Origin of the sequence: Kitasatospora sp. NPDC059462 (assembly GCF_042749955.1) — a bacterium.
Taxonomy (GTDB): domain Bacteria; phylum Actinomycetota; class Actinomycetes; order Streptomycetales; family Streptomycetaceae; genus Kitasatospora.
In genome coordinates, this window is sequence record NZ_JBHYUU010000005.1 from 23,206 (window position 1) to 48,014 (window position 24,809).

19 protein-coding genes and 6 pseudogenes are annotated in these 24,809 nt (G+C 72.0%); 9 read left to right on the top strand and 16 right to left on the bottom strand.

What is annotated here, in order from left to right; translation table 11 throughout:
* Window positions 1-131: 131 nt before the first annotated feature.
* The 6 genes from ACFXAM_RS02595 (at window position 132) to ACFXAM_RS02620 (ending at window position 8,626) form a co-directional block, all read left to right on the top strand.
* Complete coding sequence (locus ACFXAM_RS02595; RefSeq protein WP_380287156.1) at window positions 132-1,910, top strand: trypsin-like peptidase domain-containing protein; 1,779 nt, start codon at window positions 132-134, stop codon at window positions 1,908-1,910.
* Between the two features lie 200 nt (window positions 1,911-2,110).
* Window positions 2,111-4,240, top strand: a complete 2,130-nt coding sequence (locus tag ACFXAM_RS02600; RefSeq protein WP_380287158.1) for a tetratricopeptide repeat protein — start codon at window positions 2,111-2,113, stop codon at window positions 4,238-4,240.
* 54 nt (window positions 4,241-4,294) lie between these two features.
* Window positions 4,295-5,785, top strand: a complete 1,491-nt coding sequence (locus ACFXAM_RS02605; protein WP_380287159.1) for a VWA domain-containing protein — start codon at window positions 4,295-4,297, stop codon at window positions 5,783-5,785.
* Window positions 5,782-6,912 carry a hypothetical protein gene (locus ACFXAM_RS02610; RefSeq protein ID WP_380287161.1) on the top strand — a complete coding sequence of 377 codons (1,131 nt, stop codon included), beginning with the start codon at window positions 5,782-5,784 and terminating at the stop codon, window positions 6,910-6,912. Before ACFXAM_RS02605 ends, ACFXAM_RS02610 begins: the two co-directional genes overlap by 4 nt.
* Complete coding sequence (locus ACFXAM_RS02615; RefSeq protein WP_380287163.1) at window positions 6,909-8,288, top strand: ABC transporter substrate-binding protein; 1,380 nt, start codon at window positions 6,909-6,911, stop codon at window positions 8,286-8,288. Before ACFXAM_RS02610 ends, ACFXAM_RS02615 begins: the two co-directional genes overlap by 4 nt.
* Complete coding sequence (locus tag ACFXAM_RS02620; protein WP_380287165.1) at window positions 8,285-8,626, top strand: CU044_2847 family protein; 342 nt, start codon at window positions 8,285-8,287, stop codon at window positions 8,624-8,626. The genes ACFXAM_RS02615 and ACFXAM_RS02620 overlap by 4 nt, the downstream gene beginning before the upstream one ends.
* Before the next feature lie 48 nt (window positions 8,627-8,674).
* Here the strand turns inward: ACFXAM_RS02620 and ACFXAM_RS02625 are convergent.
* From ACFXAM_RS02625 to ACFXAM_RS02670, 10 genes and pseudogenes are all read right to left on the bottom strand, one after another.
* Window positions 8,675-8,797 (bottom strand): annotated as a pseudogene (locus ACFXAM_RS02625) (family 1 glycosylhydrolase); the annotation flags it as partial.
* Between the two features lie 158 nt (window positions 8,798-8,955).
* Window positions 8,956-9,495 (bottom strand): hypothetical protein, encoded by a 540-nt coding sequence (locus ACFXAM_RS02630; RefSeq protein ID WP_380287166.1) that lies wholly within the window; start codon window positions 9,493-9,495, stop codon window positions 8,956-8,958.
* A 24-nt stretch (window positions 9,496-9,519) separates the two neighbouring features.
* Window positions 9,520-11,502, bottom strand: a complete 1,983-nt coding sequence (locus ACFXAM_RS02635; protein ID WP_380287167.1) for a hypothetical protein — start codon at window positions 11,500-11,502, stop codon at window positions 9,520-9,522.
* Window positions 11,499-12,674, bottom strand: a complete 1,176-nt coding sequence (locus tag ACFXAM_RS02640; protein WP_380287168.1) for a purine phosphorylase — start codon at window positions 12,672-12,674, stop codon at window positions 11,499-11,501. Before ACFXAM_RS02640 ends, ACFXAM_RS02635 begins: the two co-directional genes overlap by 4 nt.
* Window positions 12,675-13,418: an NUDIX domain-containing protein gene (locus ACFXAM_RS02645; RefSeq protein WP_380287169.1), complete on the bottom strand. Its 744-nt coding sequence runs from the start codon at window positions 13,416-13,418 to the stop codon at window positions 12,675-12,677. It abuts the gene before it with no gap.
* Window positions 13,419-14,038: 620 nt separating this feature from the next.
* Window positions 14,039-14,170, bottom strand: a pseudogene (locus tag ACFXAM_RS02650) (family 1 glycosylhydrolase); the annotation flags it as partial.
* Between the two features lie 134 nt (window positions 14,171-14,304).
* Window positions 14,305-15,207: pseudogene (locus ACFXAM_RS02655) on the bottom strand (GlxA family transcriptional regulator); the annotation flags it as partial.
* Window positions 15,204-15,785, bottom strand: a complete 582-nt coding sequence (locus ACFXAM_RS02660; protein WP_380287170.1) for a cysteine hydrolase family protein — start codon at window positions 15,783-15,785, stop codon at window positions 15,204-15,206. The pseudogene ACFXAM_RS02655 and the gene ACFXAM_RS02660, both read right to left, overlap by 4 nt.
* A 318-nt stretch (window positions 15,786-16,103) precedes the next feature.
* Window positions 16,104-16,784 (bottom strand): ABC transporter ATP-binding protein, encoded by a 681-nt coding sequence (locus ACFXAM_RS02665; RefSeq protein ID WP_380287171.1) that lies wholly within the window; start codon window positions 16,782-16,784, stop codon window positions 16,104-16,106.
* Window positions 16,781-17,878, bottom strand: a complete 1,098-nt coding sequence (locus ACFXAM_RS02670; protein WP_380287172.1) for an ABC transporter permease — start codon at window positions 17,876-17,878, stop codon at window positions 16,781-16,783. The genes ACFXAM_RS02665 and ACFXAM_RS02670 overlap by 4 nt, the downstream gene beginning before the upstream one ends.
* 136 nt (window positions 17,879-18,014) lie before the next feature.
* Here ACFXAM_RS02670 and ACFXAM_RS02675 point away from each other — a divergent pair, with 136 nt between their 5' ends.
* The gene (locus ACFXAM_RS02675) at window positions 18,015-18,605 is read left to right on the top strand and encodes a TetR/AcrR family transcriptional regulator (RefSeq protein WP_380287173.1); all 591 of its coding nucleotides are present in this window, start codon (window positions 18,015-18,017) and stop codon (window positions 18,603-18,605) included.
* Between the two features lie 152 nt (window positions 18,606-18,757).
* Here ACFXAM_RS02675 and ACFXAM_RS02680 read toward each other — a convergent pair whose 3' ends face one another.
* From ACFXAM_RS02680 to ACFXAM_RS02700, 5 genes and pseudogenes are all read right to left on the bottom strand, one after another.
* Window positions 18,758-19,546: an LURP-one-related/scramblase family protein gene (locus tag ACFXAM_RS02680; RefSeq protein ID WP_380287174.1), complete on the bottom strand. Its 789-nt coding sequence runs from the start codon at window positions 19,544-19,546 to the stop codon at window positions 18,758-18,760.
* Window positions 19,547-19,759: 213 nt separating this feature from the next.
* Entirely contained in the window at window positions 19,760-20,386 is a 627-nt protein-coding gene (locus ACFXAM_RS02685; protein ID WP_380287175.1) for an SDR family NAD(P)-dependent oxidoreductase, read from the bottom strand.
* 47 nt (window positions 20,387-20,433) lie between these two features.
* A pseudogene (locus ACFXAM_RS02690) lies at window positions 20,434-20,553 on the bottom strand (polyketide cyclase); the annotation flags it as partial.
* Window positions 20,542-20,792, bottom strand: a pseudogene (locus ACFXAM_RS02695) (transposase); the annotation flags it as partial. The pseudogenes ACFXAM_RS02690 and ACFXAM_RS02695, both read right to left, overlap by 12 nt.
* A gap of 63 nt (window positions 20,793-20,855) precedes the next feature.
* Window positions 20,856-22,391 carry a S8 family serine peptidase gene (locus tag ACFXAM_RS02700; protein ID WP_380287176.1) on the bottom strand — a complete coding sequence of 512 codons (1,536 nt, stop codon included), beginning with the start codon at window positions 22,389-22,391 and terminating at the stop codon, window positions 20,856-20,858.
* A gap of 625 nt (window positions 22,392-23,016) precedes the next feature.
* Here ACFXAM_RS02700 and ACFXAM_RS02705 point away from each other — a divergent pair.
* Both ACFXAM_RS02705 and ACFXAM_RS02710 read left to right on the top strand, forming a co-directional pair.
* Window positions 23,017-23,385 (top strand): tyrosine-type recombinase/integrase, encoded by a 369-nt coding sequence (locus tag ACFXAM_RS02705; RefSeq protein ID WP_380287177.1) that lies wholly within the window; start codon window positions 23,017-23,019, stop codon window positions 23,383-23,385.
* Window positions 23,386-23,723: 338 nt separating this feature from the next.
* Complete coding sequence (locus ACFXAM_RS02710; RefSeq protein WP_380287178.1) at window positions 23,724-24,452, top strand: hypothetical protein; 729 nt, start codon at window positions 23,724-23,726, stop codon at window positions 24,450-24,452.
* Between the two features lie 13 nt (window positions 24,453-24,465).
* Here ACFXAM_RS02710 and ACFXAM_RS02715 read toward each other — a convergent pair.
* Window positions 24,466-24,783 (bottom strand): annotated as a pseudogene (locus tag ACFXAM_RS02715) (MBL fold metallo-hydrolase); the annotation flags it as partial.
* Between the last annotated feature and the right edge of the window lie 26 nt (window positions 24,784-24,809).

The following is a 24,809-nucleotide window of genomic DNA, read 5'->3' on the forward strand; positions in this document are numbered from 1 at the left end:
CCCGGAGGTCCGACGGGGACGGGCCGGGGCTGCGGTGGCAGCTCCCGGCAACCCCCGTCCCGGTTCGCGGCCTGATCCGGTCGAACCGAATGACTACCCGTCAGTTCCGTTCTGCCGTAACGTTTTTCGCCATGGGGTGGCAGGATCCTTGGCTGGCGCGCATCGAGGACACCCAGGGGCGCGTGCACGGTGCCGGGACGATGCTCGACGGCCAGTACGTGCTGACGTGCGCGCATGTGGTCGAGGAGGCCGTCGAAGCCGGGCGTGGAGCCGGGCGCGAGGTCCGGGTGCGCATCGCCGGACGCCCCGACGACGCCTATCCGGCGACCGTTGTCGACAGCTGCTGGCAGCCCCCGCTGCCGGACCAGCGCGGGGACGTGGCGGTCCTCGCCCTGCCGTCCGCCGTGCCGGGCGCACCGCGCGCGAGGATCCGGCGGACCTGGCAGCACGACGAGATGGTGCGCATCTTCGGCTTTCCGGCGGGTACCGACAACGGCCAGCTGGTCAATGCGAGGATCGCCTCGTACGACTTCACCGGGGAGCGGGTGCAGCTCGACGCCGTCCTGGAACAGCGCGTCGACCGCGGCTTCAGCGGTGCGGCGGCACTCGCCGCGAACGGTGAGATCCTCGGGGTGATCGCGGTCGTCCGGGCACCGCTCGCCGAGAGCAGCTGGATGATCGCGGTCCGGACGCTGTACAAGTACGCGAGCGCGGTGCTCGACGGGCACCTGGCGAGCCGGCCCTCGGAGGCGCTGCCGAGCCACTGGCCGCCGCCGCAGGTCCCGGAGGTGCTGGACGACCCGGTGCGGCTCGCCCTGACCCGCCGTCTGGTCGCCTGGCTGGCGTCCGGCGGGCCGGGCGGGGTCTGTGCGATCGGCGGTGGCGGCGCGGTCGCGCTGACGTCCCGCCTGGTGGGCCTGACGGTGCCGGGCTACCGTCGGGCAGCCCCCGACGGGACCGTCAGCGGCGCCCCGCCCGGCACCGTCCCCCCGCTCGGCGAGGTGGACGCCGCCGTCGACGCGACCGGGCGGACGACGGAACAGATCGCCCGGCAGCTCGCGGAGAGCCTGAGCCTGCTGACCGACCGCGTCACCGATGAGCTCTTCCACCAGCTGGAGGAGTTGGGATCGCCGATCGTTGTCGTGGTGAACGCGGTCGACCTGGCGGCCGACCCCGGCGAGCTCCACTACCGGCTGCTCGAACCGATCGCCGCGCGGGCGCCGAGCATCGGCGTGCGCCTGCTGCTCGCCTACCACGGCGACCCTCCGCGCTACGTCCGCAGTGCGGTCGCGGCGAGCCTCGGGCGGCCCGCCGCGCCGGCCGCGCCCGCCTCGCCGGCCACGCCGGCCGTACGCGGCGCGCGCCCCGCACTCGCCGCGCCGAGCGGGCGACACGACGGAGGGGAGCGGTTCGGCACCCGCCTCGACCGGCTCGACCGGCTGGCCGAGGAGGTCGAGGCGGCCGAACGCGACGCCCGGGTCCGCCGTGACCACCTCGCACCGCGGATCCTCGGCACACCGCCGCCGCAGGTCGCCGCCGCGGCCGCGCTCGCGGTCCGCCTGCGGGTTCTGCGGGACGCCGGCCCGGCCGCCGCCGGATCCGCCCTCCGGGGATGGCTGCCGGCGGAACTCGACACCTGCGAGGAGACGGCCACCCGGTCGCTGGCGCGGGCCCGGCGCCTGAGCGCCGAGTGCACGGCCCTGCTCGCCCGGCGCAACCGGGCCCGGGGGCGGCTGGACGCCTACCGCTCGGAGGCCGCGGCACGCGGACTGATCGAGGAGCTGGGCGAGTCGTACGAGGCGGCACGGCGGCTGCTCTACAGCGGTGGATGCGACCTGCCGCTCGCCGAGCTCCGGGTCGAGGAGTACCACCGGGCCGTTCGGCGCGAGATCGACGGGAGGCAGGCGTGAACCGGTGCGACCGCCCCGGATGCGGTGGCGAACGCGACGGCACCGGCTACTGCCGGCGCTGCCTGCTTCCGCCACCGCCGGCCGGGCCCGCGGACGGGCGGGCGCCGGCCGGGCCCGAGGGCGGGCGGGCGCAGACCGGGGCGCGGACCCCGGAGCGGGACCCGGAGCGGTCGCTGCCGGTGGGCGGGAACCGCCGTGCGGTGCCGCCCACACGCCCCGCGGAGCCCGCCCGGCCGCCGCGCCCGTTCGGCGACGACCCCTGGTGGGGACTGGGCCTCGTCACGCCGTCGGCGATCGCCGGACCGGAGCCGGACCGGGCGGTCAGCGTCGCTCCACGCATCCCGGAGGAGCGCAGGCTCTGCCCCGATCCCGCCTGCCGCCGCCCCGTGGGCACGGGTGTCGACGGCCAGCCGAACCTGCTGGAGGGGCGCTGCCCGTACGACGGGACGGCCTACTCCTTCGTACCGCGACTCGGCCGGGGCGATCTGCTGTCGGACCGCTACCGGGTCGAGGGCTGCATCGGGCACGGCGGCTTCGGCTGGATCTACCTCGCCTACGACGAGCGCCTGAACCACCGTCCGGTGGCGCTCAAGGGCCTGATCGACGCGGAGGACCCGAGGCGGGTCCAGGAGGCCGCGGAGGAGAAACGGTTCCTGATCGAGCTCAGACACGACGACATCGTCGACATCTACGACTTCGTGGCGGACGAGCCGTCGGCCGGCTCCCGGCACGGCTACCACGGGTACCTGGTGATGGAGTACGTCCCCGGCTACTCCCTGGAACGCCCGGAACTGTTCGGCCGGCTGGAGACCGAGCAGGTCATCGGCCACGTCCTGAGCGCGCTCCGGGCGTTGCAGTACCTGCACGACCGCCAGTACCTGTTCTGCGACCTGAAGCCGAGCAACCTGATGGTGTACGGCTCCCGGATCAAGCTGATCGACCTCGGCGCGGTGCGCGAGGCCGGCAGACCGGGAAGCGGGGCGTACTCGGAGGGCTACATGGCCCCGGAGCTGATGCTCACCGGCCCCACCGTCGCCACCGACCTCCACACGGTGGGCAGAACCCTGGAGTCGCTGTTCCACTGGTACACCGACGACCCGGGCGATGCCCGCTTCGCCTCGCTGCGCCGGCTCATCGATCGCGCCACCCATGACGATCCGCTGCTGCGGTTCGCCTCGGCGTCCGACATGGCGGGCCAACTGAGCGGCGTGCTGCGCGAGTTGGTGTCCAGCCGCGACAACGCCCAGTACACCGCGCCGTCACTGCTCTTCACCCGCTCCACCACGCTGCTCGACCCCGGGCTCGGGACGGTGCCGCCGCTCGACCGGTGGACGAGCACGGCGGCGCTGCGGGCGGCGGTCGAGGGCAGCTGCCGTCCGTTCACCACGGCGCCGCCCACGCCGGTCGTGGCGGCGGCCAGCTTGCCCGAGCCCCTGGTCGACGCCCGCGATGCCGCGGCCGGGTTCCTCAGGGCGTCGGTCAGCGCCGATCCGGCGGTCGCCCTCTCCCAGCTCGCCTCCTACGCCGACGCGGTCCCGGCCTCCCTCCGCGCCTCCTCGCCCGAGGCCGAGTTGCTGCGCTGCCGGCTCCATCTGCGCCTCGACGACCTCGAAGCGGCGCGCGCCGCGCTGGACCGGGCGAGGGGTCTGCTGCGGCCCGGGTGGCGGCTCAACTGGCACGAGGGGCTGATGGCCCTGGCCGAGCGGCAGTTCGGCGGCGCGGAGAAGATGTTCGCCTCCTGCCGGCAGATGCTGCCGGGCGAGCTCGCACCGAAGCTCGCGCTGGCACTGTGCGCCGAGTACCCAGCGACGACCGACGCGGAACTCGACGCCGCGGCGGCGGCCTACCTCGCGGTGTGGCGCACCGACAGCTGGCACGAGAGCGCCGCCTTCGGCCACGCCAGGACGAGGCTCCGGCGCGGCGACCGGGCCGGTGCGCTCTCGGCACTGGGGCAGGTGCCCGACACCTCGCCGCACCACCGGGCCGCGCGGATCGCCGCACTGCGGATCCGCACCGGACGGCTCGGCGCGGGCACCAGGGGCCTGCCCGACCACGAGGACCTCGCCGAAGCCGAACGGGTCCTGGCCGCACTGCCGTTGGACGAGGCCGAGCGGCGCCGCCTCGCCGCACTGATCCTGGAGGCCAGGCTCGACCGCCGGCGCACCTCACAACCGGGCCGGACCGCGCCCGACGACGAAGCCACCGAGCACGAGCTCCGGTCGGGGCTGGAGAGGGAGTACCGGGCGTTCGCCCAGTGGGCATCGGGCGAGGACCGCCGCACCGTGCTCGTCGATCTGGCCAACACCGTGCGGCCGGTCACCACCTGGTGAACCGACCGGCCCTGACGGATCATCCATCTCCCCCCGACGACGAGGACATGGCATATGAGCCGAGTGCCGAGAGTCACCCTCGACGCCAACTACGACAGATACCGCTCCCTGGACGAACGCGAGGTGCACGTGTACCTCAGCGTGGCCGCGGACACCCCGGCCGACCGGCGGGTGGGCCCGCCGGGCGACGCGCGGTTCGCCGAGGTCATCCTGCTCGACCAGTCGGGGTCGATGAGCGAGCCCCGCACCAAGCTCCAACGGGCCAAGGAGGCGAGTTGCGCCGCCATCGAGACCCTGCGGGAGGGAACCCTCTTCGCGGTGGTCGCCGGCACCCATCGGGCCACCATGGTCTACCCCCGGGATTCCTTCCTCGCCCCGGCGAACGCCGGCACCCGCGCGGAGGCGAAGCAGGCCGTCAACCGGATCGCCCCCGGCGCCCAGGGCACGGTGATCGGCGCTTGGCTCGACAAGGCCCGTGAACTGCTCGAACCGCACCGTGAACTGATCCGCCACGTGCTCCTGCTCACCGATGGACGCAACGAGCACCAGGACCGGTCGGCCCGGTCGATGGACGCCGTGCTCGCCGACTGCCGCTCCGTGTTCACCTGCGACGCCCGCGGGATCGGCGCGGACTGGGAGCCCGCCGAGCTGCGGCGGATCGCCGAGGAACTCCGGGGCACGGCGGACGCGGTGCCCGACCTCGCCGACCTGGCGCCCGACTTCCGCGCGCTGATCCGCACCGCCATGGGCCGCACGCTGTCCGAGTTGGCCCTGCGGGTGCGCTGCGCACCGGGAGTGTCGGTGTCGGTCCTCGAACAGGCCTACCCGGCACTGGCCGACCTGGTGGGCCACCGCCTGCCGTTGGCCGGAACGGCGGCGGCCGACTACCCGACCGGCCCCTGGAGCAGCGAGGCGCGCCGGTTCGTCGCGACCTTCACCGTGACCGGCGGCCGGAGGGTCGGCGCCGACGCGGAGACCCTGGCGTCCCTCGAAGTGGTCACCGGTGCGATCGGCACCGCACTGGCCACACCGGTCAGCTCGGTGGAGGTGGTCACCGCACGCTGGCTCGACCAGCCGGCCCCGGAGACCGTCATCGGGGCCGACCGGGGCCGCCACGAGCGGGAGAAGGAGCTGTACGCGCTCCGATGGCGGGGCGGGGCGCTGTTCCGCCAGGGGGATCGCCTCGGGGCCTGCGACGCCTGGGGCCGGGCCGTGGCACTGGCCACCGAGCTGCGCAACGAGGACGCGCTCCGGCGCCTGGGCAAGGTCGTCCGGATCGAGGACGCCGTACGCGGCGTGGTCGGCCTGCTGCCGGATCTGGATCCGGACTACGTCCTTCAGGCCATGATGGGCACGGTCACCAGCAGCTCGTACGGTCTCTCGCGCGAACCGGCGTCACACGCCGATCCGGGGACCGGGCAGCCGCCGGCCCCGGGGCCGCGCTGCCCGAAGTGCGGCCGGATCGCGGTGGCCGGCGCGCGGTACTGCGAGAACCTCGCCTGCGATCACGCCTTCACCGACGACCCGCCGGCGGTGGGCGGATGACGGCCCCCGGACCGGCGGCGGACGCACCGGCGACGCCGTCCACGACCGCACGCACCCTGCGCCGGCTCCGCGGGGCGCTGGTGGCGGGCAGCCTGCTGACCGGGGCGCTGTGCCTGGTGGTGTCCGGCCGGGCACACGCCGGGAGCGACGCCGTCGGCGGGCGGGCCGCCCCCGCGGTCCTCCGGGCCGAGGCCGCGTACGGCGCGCTCGCGGACGCCCAACGCGCGGCGGTACAGGGCTTTCTGCAGGAGACCGTGGCCCTCGGCGGCCTCGGCGACCGCTACCGGAACGACATCGCCGCGATCAACCAGAACCTGGCGGAACTGGCCCGGTACGACGTGGCGGGCCCGACGGCCGCCAGTGACATGCAACGCGTCGAGGGGCTCGTCGTCAACTACAACACCCAGATCGAGCAGGCCGCCGCCGACTACCGGCGGAGCGGCTCGCTCACCCAGGCCCTGCCGGCCCTGTGGTACGCCGAACTGCAGTACCGGGAGGCCTCGGAGACGCTGGACGTTCTGCGGCAGGACGGGAAGACGGCACTGGCCGCCCGACTCGACTCGGTGTGGCTGGCGGACGCCACGGATCTGCTGTTCCTGGTGCCGTTCGCACTGGTGCTGGCGCTGTTCGCGCGGACACAGGTGGTGCTGCGCCGCCGGTTCCGGCGTCGGTTGAACGCCTGGCTGGCGCCTGCCGTGCTCGCCCTCACCGCGACGGCCCTGTGGTGCGGTCTGTCGCTCCATGCCGCGGACGAACGCCTGCGCTCGGCCCTGGACGGCCCGTGGGTCGATGCGGTCGTCCTGGCGGAGGAGCAGGCGACCCGCTCCGCCGACCTGGCCGCCGACGACCTGTTCGAGATCGTCGCGCGAGCGTGCACGGCCACCGCCACCACCAGGTTCTGCGGGACCGGCCTGACGCCGTCGTCCACCACCGCGGCCGAGGTGACGCCGGAGGAAGGCCGCCGGCTGGGCCGGGCCGAGGCGGACTTCACGGAGCGCTCCGCCCGGGCGGACGCTTCCTCCTCCGAGCGCCTGACGGCCGTCGTGCTGCTGACCCTGGCCGCCGCCGCGGCGTCCGCCGGCGCCCTGAACCGGCGCATCGACGAGTACCGGTTCGGAGGCCGATGATGCGGCGGAACCGCCGGACGGCCCTCCGGCTCCTCGTGGTCCTCGCCCTGCTGGCGGCTTCCGCCGCGTGCCTCGGCGGCTCGTCCGACCGGCGCGGCCTGACCATCCTGACGCCCTGGACCGCCGACGCCGAGAAGGACTCCTTCCAAGCAGTGATCGACGCCTTCCAGGAACGGAACCCCGACATCACCGTGCACGCCTCCCCCATCCGGGCACTCGACCAGGTGCTGCGGAGCGGCGTCCAGCAGGGCGAGGAACCGGACCTGGCCGTCATGCCGAACCCCGGGGCGCTGCGCTCCTACGCGCAGCAGCACGCCCTGGTCCCGTTGGACGGCTTCCGGGACGAGGCGCTCGGCCGCGAGCTCGTCGAGCGGCTGAACTCCGACTACAGCCCCCAGTGGAACCTCCTCGGGAAGGCCGGGACCGACCACCCGTACGCCGTCGTGGTCAAGGCCTCCGTCAAGAGTCTCATCTGGTACAATCCCCAGCGCCTCACGCCCCGGCCACCCGACAGCTGGGCCGGACTGGTCACCGTTGGGCAGGCGTTGGCCCAGCGGGGCGAGACGCCCTGGTGCCTGGCCGTGGCCGACCCGCCCAACTCGGGGTGGCCGGGCACCGACTGGATCGAGGACATCCTGCTGCACCAGTCGGGTGCCGACACCTACGAGCAGTGGGTCGGCGGCGAGCTCGGCTGGACGTCGGCGCCGGTCACCACGGCCTGGCAGACCTGGGGCCAGAGCGTCACCGCTCAGGGTGCGCTCCACGGCGGCCCGCTGACCGCGCTCCTGACCCGCTACGGCGAAGGGGCCCGTCCGCTCTTCACCGCGCCGCCCGGCTGCTACCTCGCCCACGGCGCCCCCGTCACCCCGGACCCCGGGGCGGCGACCGGGGCCGCCCCGGAGACGGACTACGACTTCGTCCCGTTCCCCGAGTTCCGGCCGACGCCGACACCGGCGTACGAGGTGTCCGGAGACCTCGTCGCGATGTTCCGCGACTCGCCCGCGGCGGAGAGGTTCATGGCCTTCCTCGCGAGCCCGGACGCCCAGCAGATCTGGCCGGGCCGGCAGCCGGAGTCGGCCTTCTCCGTCAACCGCACGATCGCCGAGCGGACGGTGTCCCGCGACAGGCCCGGCAGCATCGCCCGCAGGATCCACGCGTTGCTGACCTCGCCCGCCACCTTGTGCTTCGACGCCTCGGACAGCATGCCCAGCACCATGGCGGCCGCGTTCAACCGTGCAGTGCTCGACTACCTGAACGCCCCGGCCCGACTGCCCTCGATCCTCACGGAGTTGGACCAGGTCCGGGTAGCCGCCCGTCAGCAGCAGCCGCAGGGCTCCGCCTGCGCGTCCCGACCCCCGGGCCAGGAGGCCAAGTGACGACACGCACCGAATTCACCCTCGCCTCCGGCGGAACGCTGGTGGTCGAGAGCGAGAGCACCGGCACCGGAGTCGCACCCGCCGGCCGGGGAACCCTGGAGCGAGCGGGCACCACGGTGCGGGACTCGCTGCACACCGTGGTCAACACGGCGTCCGACGTGATCGAGGCGTTCCGCGCTCTGCCCCGCCGACCTGACGAGATCGAGGTCAAGTTCGGCGTCAAACTGGACGGCAGCGTCGGCGTGATCCTCGCGGGCGGCTCCGCCGGCGTCCACTTCGAGGTGACGCTCCGCTGGTCCCCCGAAGCCCCCGCCGACGGGGCCGACGCCGAGGAATGACCACAACTGCCCGCTGCGCGCCTCCCACCAACGGCGAACCCCGCCCGATCACGCCGAGTACCGCGCCCGGTGAGCGGCGATCAGGTCGCGGTACCAGGCGTACGAGGCCTTGGGGGTGCGGCGTTGGGTGGTGAAGTCGACGTGGACGAAGCGTTGGTGGTAGCCCTCAGCCCGTCGAACAGGCTGTCACCCTACGGAGCGGCATCGTCGACACCGCTACCCTCTTGGAGTCGCAGCACCGCGCAGCGGCGGACAAGACCGCTGAGAGGGTTCTGCTCCGGCGGTGAGGCGTCGTACACGCGCGTGGAGCCGGTTCGGTGGGGCTGGAGCTACCGCTCCGCGCGGCGCAGGAGTTGCCAGCCCAAGACGGCCAGGGCGAGCGTCTGCACGACAGAAGCGAGCAAGAGGAGGGGCTGAATGGTGGGAGAGCTCCAGAACGCGGTCGTGCAGACCATAGGCAGGACCAGATAGGTGAACAGGTCGACCGCAGTCTGGAGCCGCTTACGCATGGCGCGGCCCGCAACGTTGCGGTAGTAGACCTCCCAGCCGAACACCGTGGCGTGGGCGGAGGCGAGTTCCCCCAGGCGTGGTCCCAGCTGGTCGCGGACGTAGCAGCCGATCGCCGAGATCTTCTCGTCGTTGACCAGGTAGGTCCAGCCCAGGATCAGGCAGATCGCGGGAACGGAGAGCAGCAGCCGGTACTCGCCGCTCTGGACGGTGACCGCCACGACCGCAGTGGCCGCGGCGAGCGTGAAGTAGAGCAGGTTGTCGCGGAACCCTATGCGGGTCTTCTGTTCCTCCTTGAGGCGGTCGTACTCGGCCAGCAGGATTGTGCTCTCGGTGACATCGTCCGTGGAGGTCACTGGCATTCCAATGCTCGATCGAGTGCGGGCTCAGCCGGCGATTTGGAAGGGCGTCAGGTTGTTGGGACCGTGCCGCTCGATCCAGCCCTTCCCGTCCGCCGCGATCCCCTCAAGGAGGCGGAAGGTGTGGGTGGAGCCGGCCGAGCTGAGGTTGATCTCGGAGATTTCCTGAGAGTTCTCGTCGGGCGCCAGTTGATGGGCATCGGCGTCCTTGACGCGGATCTTCCTGGCTGGTCCATTGGTCAGGACGAGCTCCAGGTCGTAGCCGACGTTGACGTTGTCCGCCACCTGGACGGAGGACAACGCGTCGAACCGGTAGTTGCTCCGCTGCTCGTTCTTGCGCGTCGCGTCGGAGAAGTTGAACTCGGAGCTGATCTCGCGGATGCCGTTCTGGGTGAACAGGAACACACGGAAGACGTAGTGCGAATACCGCCAGGGTCCGCCCCTGATCCGGCCTCGTTTGTAGGAGGTGGCCGGGGCCACCAGGATGGTATGGGTGATCAGGTCGCGCCAGGTGAGCCGGTGGTGCCGAAGCACTTCATCGACGAACACGGTCTTGTCGCAGGTGAGCCAGGTCTCCATCTCACGCTCGCTGGGGCGCATGGTGTCCAGGAACGACTGCCACTGCTGGTGGGCGACCTGTCGCGCGGTCAGCTGCTCGTGGTAGTTCCGGGTCTCCCGGGCCAACCGGTGTTCCTCACGCCGGACCTCCAGCCACCGGAACGTGGCTGCGCACCCGGACCAGACCGTACCGAGCAAGGCCAGGAACGCCCACAGCGGCTGCGGTTCGGCCGCATCCGAGAGTGCCGTGCCGAACACGGCCAGAACTGCGGCTCCGAGAGCGGCGAGGGCAACCACGGACAGGGCCTTCGTCCTGACCGGAGTCTGGTCCTGACGGTACTGATCGAACAGGGTGCCATTGTTGTGGCGGTTCCGGGCGTCCTCGGCGAGGTGCCGGATCAGCCAGGTGACCCGCTCCACACCGATCCGGCTCTCCCGGTAGAGGTCCGCGATCTCGGCCGCGAGGCTGCTGCGGACCTGAGCGGTGTGGGTGAGCCAGGCGGCCGGGGTGAACCCGTAGGGCGTGCGAACACTGAAGTAGTGATCGAACGCATGACGGACGCGGCTGGTGAACCCGTCCTCGGCTGCGACGGGACCGCGCGGGTGCGGGATGCGGGCGCCGGCCGCGAGACTCGGCCGGGCTTCCCGGCCCCACCACCGGAGGCCGAAACGGGACGCGGTCAAACCAGCACCGAGCGCCACCAGGAGCTCGATGCTCGCCTGCGCCGGCTCTGCGGTCAGTGCCAGGGCCCAGAGAAGCACACTGCTGACGACGAACAGGATGGTCCGGACCGGGAGGGCTGCCCTCGCGGCGGCAGCTGTGCTCGGGCGGGGAGGCATCGCCCGCGCCCCGATGGGAGCGGGTTCGAAGTAGGCCCAGACCCGCCGGGCCCGGTCGTTGCCGAAGCGCTCCACCCTGGCCCTTTCGAGGGTTTCCGCCCACAGGTCGTCCTTGAGTCCTCCGGTGAGCATCAGGTCGAGGTGTCGGAGGATCGCGTTGTGCTGGCGAAGCGGCAGGTCCTGCAGCTGCTTCAGCACGGGTCCCGTCTCGCCGCTGGCGGTGCTGAGCACCCCCAGCAGGTCGAAAGTGACGCGCAGGGCTTCCTTCCACTCGCCGTCGGCGTAGGTCCGTACGAGCCCGGACGTGTGGTGCAGCCCCTGGACCTCTTCGGTGCTGAGGTCATGGTAGGTGCGCGCGCTGAGCATGGCGAGCACCCAGTGGAAGCGGACCTCCGCGCCGTCGTACCCGTGGGCGAGCGCATCCGCGAGCATCCCGCGGGCGCGACTGGGGATGCCGTCCTCCAGGAGCCGCACACCCACCCTGTACTTCTCCTGCGGCGAGGCGTCCGGGTGGACGAAGTACACGGTCGAGTTGTGTACGGTCTCGGCCTGGATCCCGATGGTGGAGTCGTACGCGGCCGAGCTGTACGCGGCACCGTTGCTCTGGTTCATGCCAGGTCACCGGCCGCGGCCACCACGGGGGCCAGTGCCGCGACCAGTGCGGGGCACTCCGCCACCAGTCCGCGCAGTCTCCTGAGCGTCATGACCGTGCGCTTCGACGATTCGGGGGTGTTCCCTCCGGCCGACCGGAGGGCGGAGTCCAAATCGGTCAGGGCCTCTCGGTACGTGTCCTCGTCGAGGGCGCCCTCGGCGCGGTGCCACCCCAGCTGCTCGCGGAAGCCGTTCAGTTCTGCGCACAGGTCCCTCGGGCCGGATGTCCGAGGAGCCGCATTCATGTGCACGCTGCTGCCCATGACCGCGCCGGCCATGATCCCGACGGTGCTGTTGTGGGCCGTGTTGCTGACGTGTCGGCCGAACCGGTCGGTCGATCGGACCCTGTCGCCCCGGGGCGTTGCGGGTTCCTCCTGGTCCTCCCCCTGTTCCTCCACGAGTTCGACCGCCAGCCGGGTACCGAACGCCGCCGCATTCGCCGCAGCCCGCGGCTGCCAGTCGCGGTCGTCCGCGCTGTTCTTCGTGCCGTCCGCCCGGTCGCTGATCCCCCGGACGATGGCCACCGGTGCTCCGTTGAGATGACCGGCCTGTGCCACGCCGGCCGCTTCCATCTCGATGGCGAGTGCGTCGTTGTAGTGCTGTCGGATCCACTTCGCCTCGGCCGAGATCCTGGAGTTCTGGACGATCTCGCCGGCGGCGATTGCTCCGAAGCGGACCTGGGGTCCCTCCTCGTGACCGGGCGCGGGGTCCGCCCAGTCGTTCAAGCGGGCCAGGTGCGAGGCGAGCTGGCTGATGCCGTGCGGCGCCTCCCACACCCGGGGGCGGGCTTTGAGCCCGTCGTCCTCGCTGGTCCCGCCGTGGTAGGCGTACACATGTGACGCCATCACCACGTCGCCCAGCCTGGTGGTGTCCCACAGGGCGCCGGCGACCCCGACGAACAGCACGGCCATCGGCGAGAACTCCTGGATCGCGCGTTCGGCGATCACCGCGGCGGAATGGTTCCCCTTGCTCGTCAGGCCGAGTGCGACACGGCAGGACGTGCCCCGCACGGTTCCCACCTCGAACCGGGTACCCCGTTCATGGCGATGCACCTGCGGACCCGTCAGCCTCTGGCGCACGGCCTGGTATTCGAGATTGAGGGCGGCGAGAATCACCACCGGGCCTTTCGACATCTACTCCTCTTCCCCTCTCGTGTTCTCTTCCGTCACGGACGGCGCGGGTCGGATCAGTGGTGGGAACAGCACGGCTATCGGACCAGCCCGGTACAGTCGCGCGGGCCGTCCCCCCGTGGTCCTGCGATCCGTGCCGACGGGGACGATGAATCCCTTCGCGGCCTGGACCTTCCGGTAGAAGTTGCGGGTATCGAGTTCAGTGCCCCAGACGGCCTCGTACACCTGCTGCAGCTCTGCGATGGTGAAGTTCTCCCCGCAGAATGCCGTGGCCAGCGCAGAGAACTCGATCTTGGTGCGCGCGCGTTCGATCCCGTCCGAAATGATTCGGCGGTGGTCGAAGGCGAGCTCCACCTTGCCGGAGAGGACGGCGTCGGCGGGAACCCATGCGGCATCAGTGGCATCTGTTCCCGCAACCGGGTCGGGCAGCCCCGGCGCGATCGCCAGGTGGGCCACGGAGACTACCCGGCCCCGCGGGTCGCGGCCCGATTTCCCGTACACGGCCAGCTGTTCAAGGTGCACCCAGCCGGCAGCCAGGGCCGTTTCCTCGCTGAGTTCGCGGTGCGCCGCATCCAGGATTTCCTCACCGTCATGGTTCAGGAACCCCCCGGGCAGGGCGTGCATGCCCCGGAAGGGATCTTCCCCTCGCTCCACCAGAAGGACGTGCAGGCGGTTCTCCCGCAGCGTCAGGATCACGAGATCAACTGTTAAAAGCACAAGTGGTGGTGACCATGCATCATCTTGCATGCCTCGTAAGGTACTTCAGTTACTGTCACTTACACAAGAAGGGGCGTGACGGGGACCACTGTGCTCGGGGCCGGCACCCCTGCACTGACCGAGATCCGGTTCCCACCGGCCGAGACCAGCAGCCATCGCCCGCCCGCAGCACACCGTGTTCGTGCTGCCGCACGAGCTGCTGCAACAGCCGACCTTCCTGATCCGCGAGTTTGCGAACCCTGACCGGCTCCGCCTCCCACCCTTCCGAGCTGAACGTCCCGCGACTCCAACCGGATGAAGCAATGGCGCGGCCTCGCCACCAGATACGACAAGACCCGTGAGTCCTACCAGGCCGCCGTCACCATCGCCTCGATCCTGCTCTGGATCTGATCTTTGAAGACGATCTCTAGCTATACAACGGATGGACTTACCTCTCCTGGCCCCCGACCGTCCTCGGATCGTCATCGGGGTGGACAGGATCCACCACTACGCCGACGCGCAGCGCCATGCATCGCCGCGCCTCTACGCGGCCATGGTGGCCGAGGACTGCCGGCTCCGCCTGAGCGAGTACGGCATCTACCGATTCGGCGGCCGCGAGTTCACCCCACCCGCGCACGCCCCGGCGTGTAGAGCCCACCAGGCACGGCCCGCTACCGCGCCGCCGACTTCGCCCGGTGGGCGGCGATCAGGTCGCGGTAGCAGGTGTAGGAGGCCTTGGGGGTGCGGCGTTGGGTGGTGAAGTCGACGTGGACGAGGCCGAAGCGTTGGTGGTAGCCCTCGGCCCGTCGGACGGGCTGTCATCACGGGCGGCCCTTGACGGACAGCGTCCGCTCTCCTGACGTGGCCTGCCTGGCAACGGAGTTGACGTTCCGGCCGACACGTCCGCGTCGCGGAGCGCGCCGGTGCGGACGGCCCCGGCCCGGGCGCGGAGGCGGCGGAGCATCCGGGCGTCCTGGAAGCCGGCCGCGCGGGCGGCGGCCTCCGTGGTCGCGCCGTGCGCGATGAGGTGCTCGGCCCGCTCGACGCGCAGCTCCTGCTGGTAGCGCAGCGGGGTGAGTCCGGTGGCCGCGGTGAAGTGGCGGGTGAGGGTGCGCTCGCTGACGCCCGACGCGCCGGCGAGGTCGGCGAGCCTGAGCCGGGCGGTGAAGCCGGCGTCGATCAGGTCCTGCACCCGGTGGACGGCGTCCACCAGGTGGGCGCGGTGCCGGAGCATGACGCTGACCTGCCGCTCGTCGCCGTTGCGCCGCGCGTAGACGACCATCTCCCGCGCGATCCGCGCGGCCGCTGCCGGCCCGTGCCGGACGGCGACCAGATGCAGGGCCAGGTCGATGCCGCTCGCGATGCCGGCCGAGGTCACCACCCGGTCGTCCACCACGTACAGCACGTCGCGCACGACGACCGCCCTCGGGTAGCGGCGAACCAGTTCGTCCTGCAGGTCGTGGTGCGTGGTGCAGCGGCGCCCGTCCAGCAGGCCCGCCCGGCCGAGCGCGTCCGCGCCCGCGCAGACGCTGGCCACCGTACCGCCGGCCGCGTGGTGGCCGGCCAGCCGCTCCAGCGTCTCCGGGGCGAGCTCCCCATGAGCCCGCAGCGTCGACGCCCGCCAGCCGGGGACCACGACCAGGTCGTCCGGCGTGAGCCGCGGCCAATCCACGGAAGCCCGCAGCGCGAGCCCCTGCGCCGTGGCGACGTCCTCCTGCTCGGCCACGTAGCCGACCGTGTAGCCGAGCCCGTGGTCGGCCGCCGTCGAGAACACCTGGGCGGGCCCGGAGAGGTCCAGCAGATGCAACCGCGGGACGAGCAGGAAGACGACGCGGGTCACGATCCGGTCAGCTCCTTCACGGTGGTGACGGTGGCGAAACGGCCCGCCAGAGCGTACTCGGTCCGGGCGATGACCTCCGTGGAGAGCGTGCGCGGATCGGCAAGGATCTCGTCGAGGCTGCGCCCGGCCGGCGCGTCCCGGTGCTCGACCGGATGGGTGGCGGTCGCGTCGACCACGAACGTGACCTCGTAGCCGAGGTCGGCGGCGACCCGGGTGGTGGTCTCGCAGCACTGTTCGGTGCGAATGCCGCTGACCACCAGGTCACGGACCCCCTGCCGGGTGAGCAGCTGCTGCAGGTTGGTGGTCGTGAACGCGTTGTGCGAGGTCTTGGTGACGACGGGTTCGCCGTCCACCGGCACCAGTCCCTCCATCAGGCGGACATGGCCGAGGGCGGGGTCGAACACCGTACCGGTGCCGGGTTCGGCGTGCAGGACCCAGACGACGAGGTCGCCCCTGGCCCGGGCGTGCTCGACGAGCCGGGCGACCTGCCCGACGATCCCGGGGTTGGAGACGGCCGCCCAGTTCTCGCGGCGGCGGAAGGATTCCTGGACGTCGATGACGAGGAGTGCGGTGGTCATGCCTCGATCCTCACCGCCGCGGGGTGCCCGGGCGAAGACCCCATCGGGCCCGGATACGGAACGATCCGGTCAGGGCGCGTGACGGCGGGCCCGCCGACGAACGGGCGGTCGTACCGGATGCGCGCCGGGCTGCGCGCGACGACGCCGGGGGGTGTCGACGGCCGGGCTCGTCGTCGCTGTGGCGGGCGCGGGGGCCGGTGCGGAGGAACGCCGACGGCCGGGCCCGCCGGTCCGCCCGTCGATCCATGAGCGGGCGTTCACCCGGCCCATGGATCGGCGTCCGCTCCGGCGGGGCACGTACGCCCGACCACCGCGCGATCAGGGCGCGGCCGGCGCCTTCGCCTGGAGGGCGGCCAGGTCGAGGACCCGGTCGGCGACCGCTTCCGCGACCGGGTCGTGGGTGGCGACGACGGTGACGCACCCGTGCCGGTGGGTGGTGTCGGCGAGGAGGTCGGCCAGCGCGGCCGCGCGGGTGCGGTCGACGGCGGCGGTGGGTTCGTCGACGAGCAGCAGGGCGGGTTCCAGCAGCAGCGCACGGGCGATGGCGATGCGCTGGCGCTCGCCGCCGGAGAGGGTGTCCACGCGGTGGTGCAGGCGGTGGTCGAGGCCGACGTCGGTGAGCAGTCGGCGGGCGCGCTCACGCACGGTGCGGGTCCGGCGGCCCGCGATCGAGGCCGCGGCGAGGAGCTGCTCGTGTGCGGTGAGTCCGGCGAGCAGGTTGCCGCTCTGGAAGACGTAGCCGATGCGCTCGCGGCGCAGCCGGGCGCGGGCGGAGGGGGTGAGGGCCGCGAGGTCGGTCCCGTCGAGCAGGACCTGCCCGCTGTCGGGCCGCAGGAGGGCGCCGGCGACGGCGAGGAGGGTGGACTTGCCGGAGCCGGAGGGGCCGACGAGGGCGGTCAGGCGGCCGGCGGGGAACTCGGCGTTCAGGGCGCGCAGCGGGGTGGTGCGGGAGTCACCGCGGCCGAGGGTGACGGTGATGTCGTGGAGGGTGAGGCTCATCGTCCGGCTCCGAGCATGGTCATGGGGTCGACGGTGGCGACGCGGCGCAGGCTGACGGCGGCACCGGCCAGGGCGGTGAGGACGACGGTGGCCATGGTGGCGGCGAGGGCGGTGCCGGGCAGGCTGAAGGGCACCTTGGCGCCGACGAGCAGGCCGACCGCGCCGGCCAGGGCGGCGCCGACGAGGGCGCCGGCGGTGACGACGACGGCGGCTTGGCCGAGGGTGTGGGCGAGCAGGCGCCGCCGGGAGGCGCCCATGGCGCGCAGCAGGGCGAGCTCGGGTTGTCGCTGGACGGTCCAGACGGCGAAGAAGGCGCCGACGACGAGTGGGGCGATGACGTAGAGGAAGGCCTGGATGGAGGTCATGGTGACGCGTTCGCCGGTGTAGCCGGGCGCTGCGGAGTACGCCTCCTCGACAGCCAGGGTGCGGGTGTGCAGGGCCTCGTCGGCGACGGCGGGATCGGTTCCGGGGTCGGCTTGCAGGGCCACGGCTGTGTACTGGTGAGGGAGTTCGGCGGCGGGTGCACCGGGAGTGGTGAACCGGATGCGCCGCCAGGTGGCGATGGGCAGGTAGACGGCGGCGACGTGTCCGTAGGAGGAGCGGGCCGTGGTCGCGGTGACGGTGAGGGTGATGCCGAGGCGGTCGACGGTGAGGGTGTCGCCCGGGCGCATTCCCTGGTCGGCGAGCTGCCGGGAGATGACGACGGTGTCCGGCCGGTCGAGGCGGCCGGGAGCGGGGTCGAGGAAGGAGCCGGGTTCGATGCCGAAGGCGGCGAAGTCGACCTCGGTGCCGCGGCTGGTGGTGCCGCGGGTGATGGTGGCGCCCAGGGGGGTGGCCCGGACGCCGGGCCGGGCGCGCCAGCCGTCGAGGGTGGTGTCGTCGACGAGGCTGCGGGCGAACTGGTCGGTGGCGACGTCGGGAGCGAAGGCGAGGTGGGTGGCGGGCAGGCGGCGCAGTGCGGAGACGGTGTCGTCGCCGAGTCCGGTGGTGAAGCCGGAGACCACGCCGACGAGGGCGGCGACCAGGACGACGACGCTGCCCATCAGGAGGAAGCGGCCACGGGCCGCTTTCAGTTCGAGCAGGGCGAGGAGCACGGGGTGCCCTTTCGGAATCTTGGGGACAAGGCGTCCCCAAGATAGAAGATGGCGACACGGCGTCCCCATGTGGGGGTGGCCAGGCACCTCAGACCTGGTCGGAGCGTCGGCGACGGGCGTCCCTAGACTGGCGTACGTGCCCAGGATCAGTGCCGCCACCGTCGCCGACCACCGCGCGCAGCAGCGCGCCGCGCTGGTGGTCGCCGCGCGCGAGCTGCTGGAGGAGGGTGACGCCGCCGCAGTGACCTTCGCCGCGGTGGCCGCCCGGCTCGGCCTGGCCCGCAACAGCGTCTACAAGTACTTCGCCGACCGCGCCGAGCTGCTGGAGGCGGTCGTGCGCGAGGTCACCCCGCGCTGGACCAGGCGCATCCACGCCGAGATGGCCGCCGCCCCACCGGCCCCCACCGATCAGGTCGCCGCGTACGTCCGGGCCCAGCTGGCGCTGGTGCGCGACGGCGAGCACCGCATCGCCCGCGCCCTGGCCCACGACCGCGACGCGGCGGTCCTGCGGCGCGGGGCCGCCGAGGCACACGCCGAGATCCTGCGGCCACTGACCGAGGCGCTCGCCGCCCTCGGCGACACCGACCCGGTGCGCACGGCCCGACTGCTGCAGGGACTGGTGAACGCCGCAACCGAACTGATCGAGTCGGGCGACCCCTACGAGGAGGTGGCACAGCGCGCCGTCCGCCTCGCGGCAGGAGCGGCGGCCACCCTCCGGGACGGCTGAGCCGCACCGCCGGCGGCCCGCCGGCGGGCGCCACGGATTCCGGCTGCCGCCACGACCCCGCTCTCCACCCCAGCCCGCCCCGGACACTTGCCGGTTTCGTGCCCCACCCCCGGCCGGGTGGGGCACGAACAGCGAGCGGGGTGCGGTCGCGGCTATCCGAGGCCGCGGGCGTCCTGCTTCAGCGCGGTGTCCACGGTCAGCGCGGTCGCCACGACGAGGCCGAGCAGCGGGTCGGCGAGCGGACGGTGGATCTGGAGCACGTAGTTGTCGGCCGTGGTGAACATCGTCTTCGCCAGGCCCTCCCAGGTCTTGGTGATCCGGGCGATCTCGGTGTCCGTCTCGTCAACGATGGAGAAGTTCCAGGCCCGCCAGTTCTCGGCCTTGATGGCGCCGACCTTCCGCCCACCGGCCTCCAGCGCAAAGTTGATCTTCCCGATGGCGTTCTGCTGAACGATCTGGCCGACTTCCTGGCCGTTCGGAAGCTGCACGATCACCCGCGACTTGATGAACTTCGCCGGGCGGGTCAGCAGCAGCACCGGGACGCCGTGCGCGTCACGGATCTCCAGCTTGTGGGTCAGATACTGGTCGAGGGAAGTGAGCAGTCGTATCGCCTTGCGCAAACCGCTCTGGCCGACCTGGACCACCGAGCCCAGCGTCGCGCCCTGCTGGTCGAAGACGGCGTACTCGTTGGTCAGCTCGATCAGCTTGGCCTTCTGGTTCACCACCAGGACCGGTTCGGAGAAGAGGGTGCCGCCGCCACCGGAGACCGGGCCGACACCCGCCTGCTGCTGTACCTGGCGCTGCACCTTGGCGGAGTCGCCGACCGGAGCGACCGGCTGCCCGGGGAAGCCGGGAGTGTTCGTGTTCTGGGACATGGCGGGCAGGCTAGGCCCGATCCTCCCCGGATGGCCAGATCGTTCGACCGCCGCGGTTTCGTCCACGGACCACCGGCTCCGCCCGTGACCTGCAGGTTCTGCGACTGCGCGCGCCGGCTGTCCGCCACCCGACGGCAGCGGTATGACCGACGTCACACCCGTGACGCCGACTCCGGGCCCGATCGGGACACCCCAACCCCCGTGCGCGTCAAGCCCGGTGAGCGGCGATCAGGTCGCGGTACGAGGCCGCCATCGATGAAGAAGTCGCTGCCGGTGACGTTACCCACCCGGTCGCCGGCCAGCAGCACGACCAGGTCGGCGACCTCCTGGGGAGGCTGAGGAAGCCGATCGCCGACTGCGCGACGGCGGTGGAGCGATGTCCTCCGGATCCCCGCCTGCCGCTTTCGCGAACGTCGCGGCGACGCTGTCGTCACCGAGCCACAGCGCTGTGGACACCGGACCGGGGCTGACTGTGTTCACCCGCACTCCGCGCGGACCGACCTCCTTGGAGAGGGCCTTGCAGAAGTTGGAGAGCGCCGCCTTGGCCGCGCAGTAGTCGATGATCGTCGGGTCGGGCAGGAACGCGTTGACCGAGCTCACGGTCACGATTGAGGCGTTACCGCGCTCGATCAGACGGGGCAGGGCCGCTCGGGTGGTTCGGACTGCGGCGAGAAAGTTGATCGTCAGTCCCTGGATCCAGTCGTCGTCGGTGACCGACAGGAGACCGGTCGGCCGAAGGCGTACCGCGCCGACGTTGACCAGGACGTCCGGCCCGCCGAACCGCGACACTGCCTCCTCGACCGCGACTGCGGGGCCGTCCGCCGCGGTGAGGTCGACGGACACCGGGTGCACCTGCGGGGCGAGCTCGGTCAGCGGACCGGTGATACCGCGCGCTACCGCGACCACGTTCGCGCCTTCGGCAGCAAGCGCCCGCGGCTGCCGAGTACGTGAGGTCAGGACCGCTCGACGGCGGCTTTGATCCGGCGTCCGAAGTCGGGGGCGTCCTTGCGGGCGGCATGCGCGGCCGGGCCGAGCAGGGCCTTGCCGAGGCCATGGCCTTCGAGCACGGTGAAGGTGCCGGCCTCGGTCCAGTCCCGCAGGCGGCGCCAGGCCGTGATTCCGGAGCAGCCCACGGCCTGCGCGGGGACATCGCACCATGCGACACCGGTCCGCAGCACGTAGAGGTACCCGCCAGGGCCACCCGGGCCGGGACCCGTAGTCGCCCGGGGTGGCGGTGGCGTCGTTCGGGAGCGGGCGGCAGCAGCGGAGCCACCCGCTCCCACAGGTCATCCGGCACAAGAGCAACACGCACCCGGACGGCCTGCCGACCAAGATCACCGAGCGCAAGGGTGCAGCTCAACTCATTTTGAAACGATCAGTTGACCGCGCGCAGGGCGTTGACGATGCCGAAGCCGTAGAACCCGTTGACCCGCTTGCCGCCCGCGCAGACGGCGTCCGCGGTGGCCTCACCGGCCCCGGCGGTACCGGCGGCCGGGGCCGTCGGGCAACCCGGGTTGTCCGCCTGGGCCTTGAGCATCGCCTGCAACTGCTCCGGGGTCGCGTGCGGGTGGGCGGACTTCAGCAACGCGGCCACACCGGCGACGTGGGGCGTGGCCATGGACGTGCCCTGCTCGTAGCCGTACTGGTTGTTCGGCAGCGTCGACAGGATGCCGCCGCTCTTGGACGGCGTGTCCGAGGCGACGTACTGGTCGCCGCCCGGCGCCGCGACGTCGATCACGCCGAGGCCGTGGTTGGAGTAGTACGCCCGCGTGTTCGTGGGGCCGGTCGCGCTGACCGTGACGACGCCCGGCAGTTGCGCGGGCAGGCCCCAGCAGGTGTGCGGGTCGACCGTCCGGCTCGACGGGGTGGAGTCGTTGGGGCTGCCGCCGTCGGTGAAACCGTCGGAGGCCAGGTCGTGGTTGGCGTTGCCGGCCCCGGCGACATTGAGGGTGCCCTTGCGCTGCGCGTAGAGCTGGGCGCGGCCGACCGCGTCGATGATGGCCTTCTGGTCGGGGTCGTCCAGGCAGTTGTACTGCCAAGGGTCCACGTAGTAGCTGTTGTTGGTGATCTGCACGCCGTGGTCGGCGGCGAACACGAAGGCGCAGACGACGCTCTCGGCGTAGATCAGCTGGCGCGGAGTGGGCTGGGAGACCGTGATCCCGGAGACCTTCACCCCGGGCGCCACGCCCGCGACGCCGACGCCGTTGCGGGCCGCGGCGATCGTGCCCGCCACGTGGGTGCCGTGGAAGTAGTCCGGGTCGACCGGCCGCCAGGCGCCGTACGTGGTGTCGGCCTTGCCGCCGGCACAGCTCGCGGACTGCGAAGGGGAGAAGTTGGGGGCGAGGTCCGGGTGGGTGTCGTCGACGCCGGTGTCGATCACGGCGACCGTGACGTTCCCGCTGCCCGGGTCGATCTTCGCGGCCTGGTCCGCGCCGATCGCCCGAAGCGCCCACTGCTCGGCTTCGAGGGGTTCGGCGCCACTGCCGGACGCCTTCCCTGTGCTCGCGACCTCGTCTGCGGACAGTGGCCGCACCGGGCCCGCGTCGCCCGCCCCCGCCGGGTTCAGCGGCGAGGTCCGCGTGGCCCCCGCCGACTGCACGCCGGGCACCGCGCGCATGCGCCGGGCGAAGTCGGGATTCGCCGAGTGGACGACGATGACGCCGATCCCGTCGTAGGTGACGACGATGCTGCCGCCGGCCGCGGTGACGGCCCGCTGCACCGCCGCGATCGTGCGACGGTCGGTCTTGGTGTTGACCACGTACGCCAGGGTGTTCGCGTCCTCGGCCCGCTCGGCGGCCTGCGCCCGGGGAGCCGCCGAGGCGGTCGCGGGGAGGGCCCCGAGCGAGGAGGTCAGCGACAGCACGACCGGTGCGGCCAGGCCGAGCCGGAGTAAGGAACCTATTCGAGCCATGTGCTCTCCACATCATCCGGGTGCGGGACCCGGCCGGGGAACGGAGAGCCGGCCGGGCTGGTACGGGACGGGTGGTGCAGGAGTGAAGCTAACCTGCCGCCTCGCGAACCGGCAATGACCTTGCACGAACTCTCCGGAGGCGGCGCGCTTCGGGTCCCCGTACAACCGACCCGCGGCTGAAACCACTGGCGATGGGCTGCGGATTCATAGAACGCCCTGTCATTTGCGCAGTTTCTCGGCCCCAGCCGCCGCAGGCCGCACCATCCGGATGACCTCTCGGCCGCTACCGAAAGGCCATACATCCCGCAGCGATTGAAGCCAACTACATTGGCAACCGCGCCCGGTGAGTGGCAACTTCTGACCCCCGACCGCTCCCGCATCGTCATCGAGGTGGACGGGATCCACCACTACGCCGACTCGCAGCGCCATACATCGCCGCGCCTCTACGTGGAGATGGTGGCCGAGGACCGCGAACTCCGCCTGAGCGGGTACGACATCCGCAAGCTCTTCGTCCGCTGGCCCCTGTCCGCCGTGGACAACGGCGACCTCCACTTCAACCAGCCCAAGACCGAGGCCGGCCGCGCCTGGACCAGCCCTCTCCCCCAAAACCATGACCGCCCTCCAGATGACCACCCAACCCAACGGCCGGCTGGAGGTCCTCATCTTCGCCCACGCGGACGGATCGCCCCTGCGGCCCTCGTGGGTCCTCGACCAGCTCCGCAAACGCACCGCCGAACTCGCACTCCCCCGGATCGGCCTGCACGACCAGCGCCACACCGCCGCCAGCATCGTGACCGCCGAAGGCATCCCCATCGCCATGATGTCCAAGACCCTGCGCCACGCCACCCTGGTCACCACCATCAACCTCTACGGCCACCTCTTCAAGGACTCCGCCGACCGGGCCGCCAACACCCTCACCCGAGCACGCGACCAAGGCCAAACAGGCCAACTCCGAGCCCTCTCCCGCAGCGACGACATGCCACTCGCGGCATAGCGGTAGCCATGGCCAGCCCTCGACGGTCCGGCGAAGCTGCACCCGACCAGGGCGTTGAAGTCGGTGAATCCTTCGATGCCGCCGCCGTCCTGGAGGGCAACCTGACGCAGGGTGACGCCGAGTTCGGACAGCATCTGCGGCCACGCCATCCTCGTCCCCGACGGAACCGTTTGCACACCCGGGTGGGCGCTCCCGGCATTCGCACACCCCCGCGCACCCGGCGCAGGCACCGGCGCACCCGGTGAGCCGGGTCTCCAAAGCCGGCCCGGGTTCCCGTCCGGACGACTAGGGGTAGGCTGCCACCGAACGGGCAACGGACCGGCGGGCGGTGAGTGGGATTGGGCAGCGACGACGGGGACGTGGACGCCACCAGCCGGATCCACGAGAGCACCGTCCACGGCGGCGTCGTCCAGGCCGGTATCGCCAACTTCCATCCTCCTCAGCCGCCGCCCGATCGACGGGCCCTCTGGATCGGCCTGCTGGTCCTCGCCGTGCTGGTGGGCCTCGGATCGGGCCTGCTGCTCGTCCGAGGGCGGCAACAGGACGCGAACCTGGGGCAGGACGACCGATCGTCGGCGCCGCCCGCCTCTCCCGCGCCCCTGGCTCCCTCGTTCCCGACGCCGAAACCGACGCCGACACCGACGCCGACATCCGAAGCGCTGTTCGCATCGGTCCAGTGGCGCGGGATGCTGACCCTCGGCACCGGGGCCAAGAGCAGGACGACGAACTCCGGGTACGAGCTGGACCCGATACCACCGCGGAGCGCGGACGTCGGAGACCTCTCGATCCACTGCGCCGAGAAGTGCGACCCGGACAAGGTCGCGGGCAAGACGGTCATCCCCTGGACCGGGTCGGAGGAACCGAGCCGTGAGGACTGCGTGGAGCAACTCAACACCGTCCCCGGGGGGCAGAGCGTGACCGTGCGGGCCGGATCCATGGCCTGCTTCGGGACGGCGCAGATGCGGGTCGGCTACTTCACGGTGCTCAGCGCCGGAGGCGACGGCCCGATCACCCTGAACGTGACCGTGTGGGCCCTGGACCCTTGGTTCCTCCAGTACCACCCGTAGGCGCGGTCCGCCGTCACCAACGGACCGCGCCGGAGTCCACGGGCCCGGGCCGCAGCGTCCGGCACCGCCCGGCGAGCGCGCGCAGCCGACGGCCCGCCTCCTTGGCGGGCATCCGGCGCCGGTCGCCGTGGCCGGGCAGCAGCCACTTGAAGCGCAGCACGCCCGGGCCGCGCCGCAGCGAGGCGGCGAGCTCCTCGATCGAGTACCAGGTCACCGACTCCAACACCTAGACGTCCCCGGTGGTGCGGGACCAGTACAGGCTGTCGCCGCTGAAGCAGTACCGCTCGTCCGCGACGTAGAGCACACCAGCCCAGGTGTGACCAGGGAAGGGGGCCGGTGACGTACGGGACGACGTAC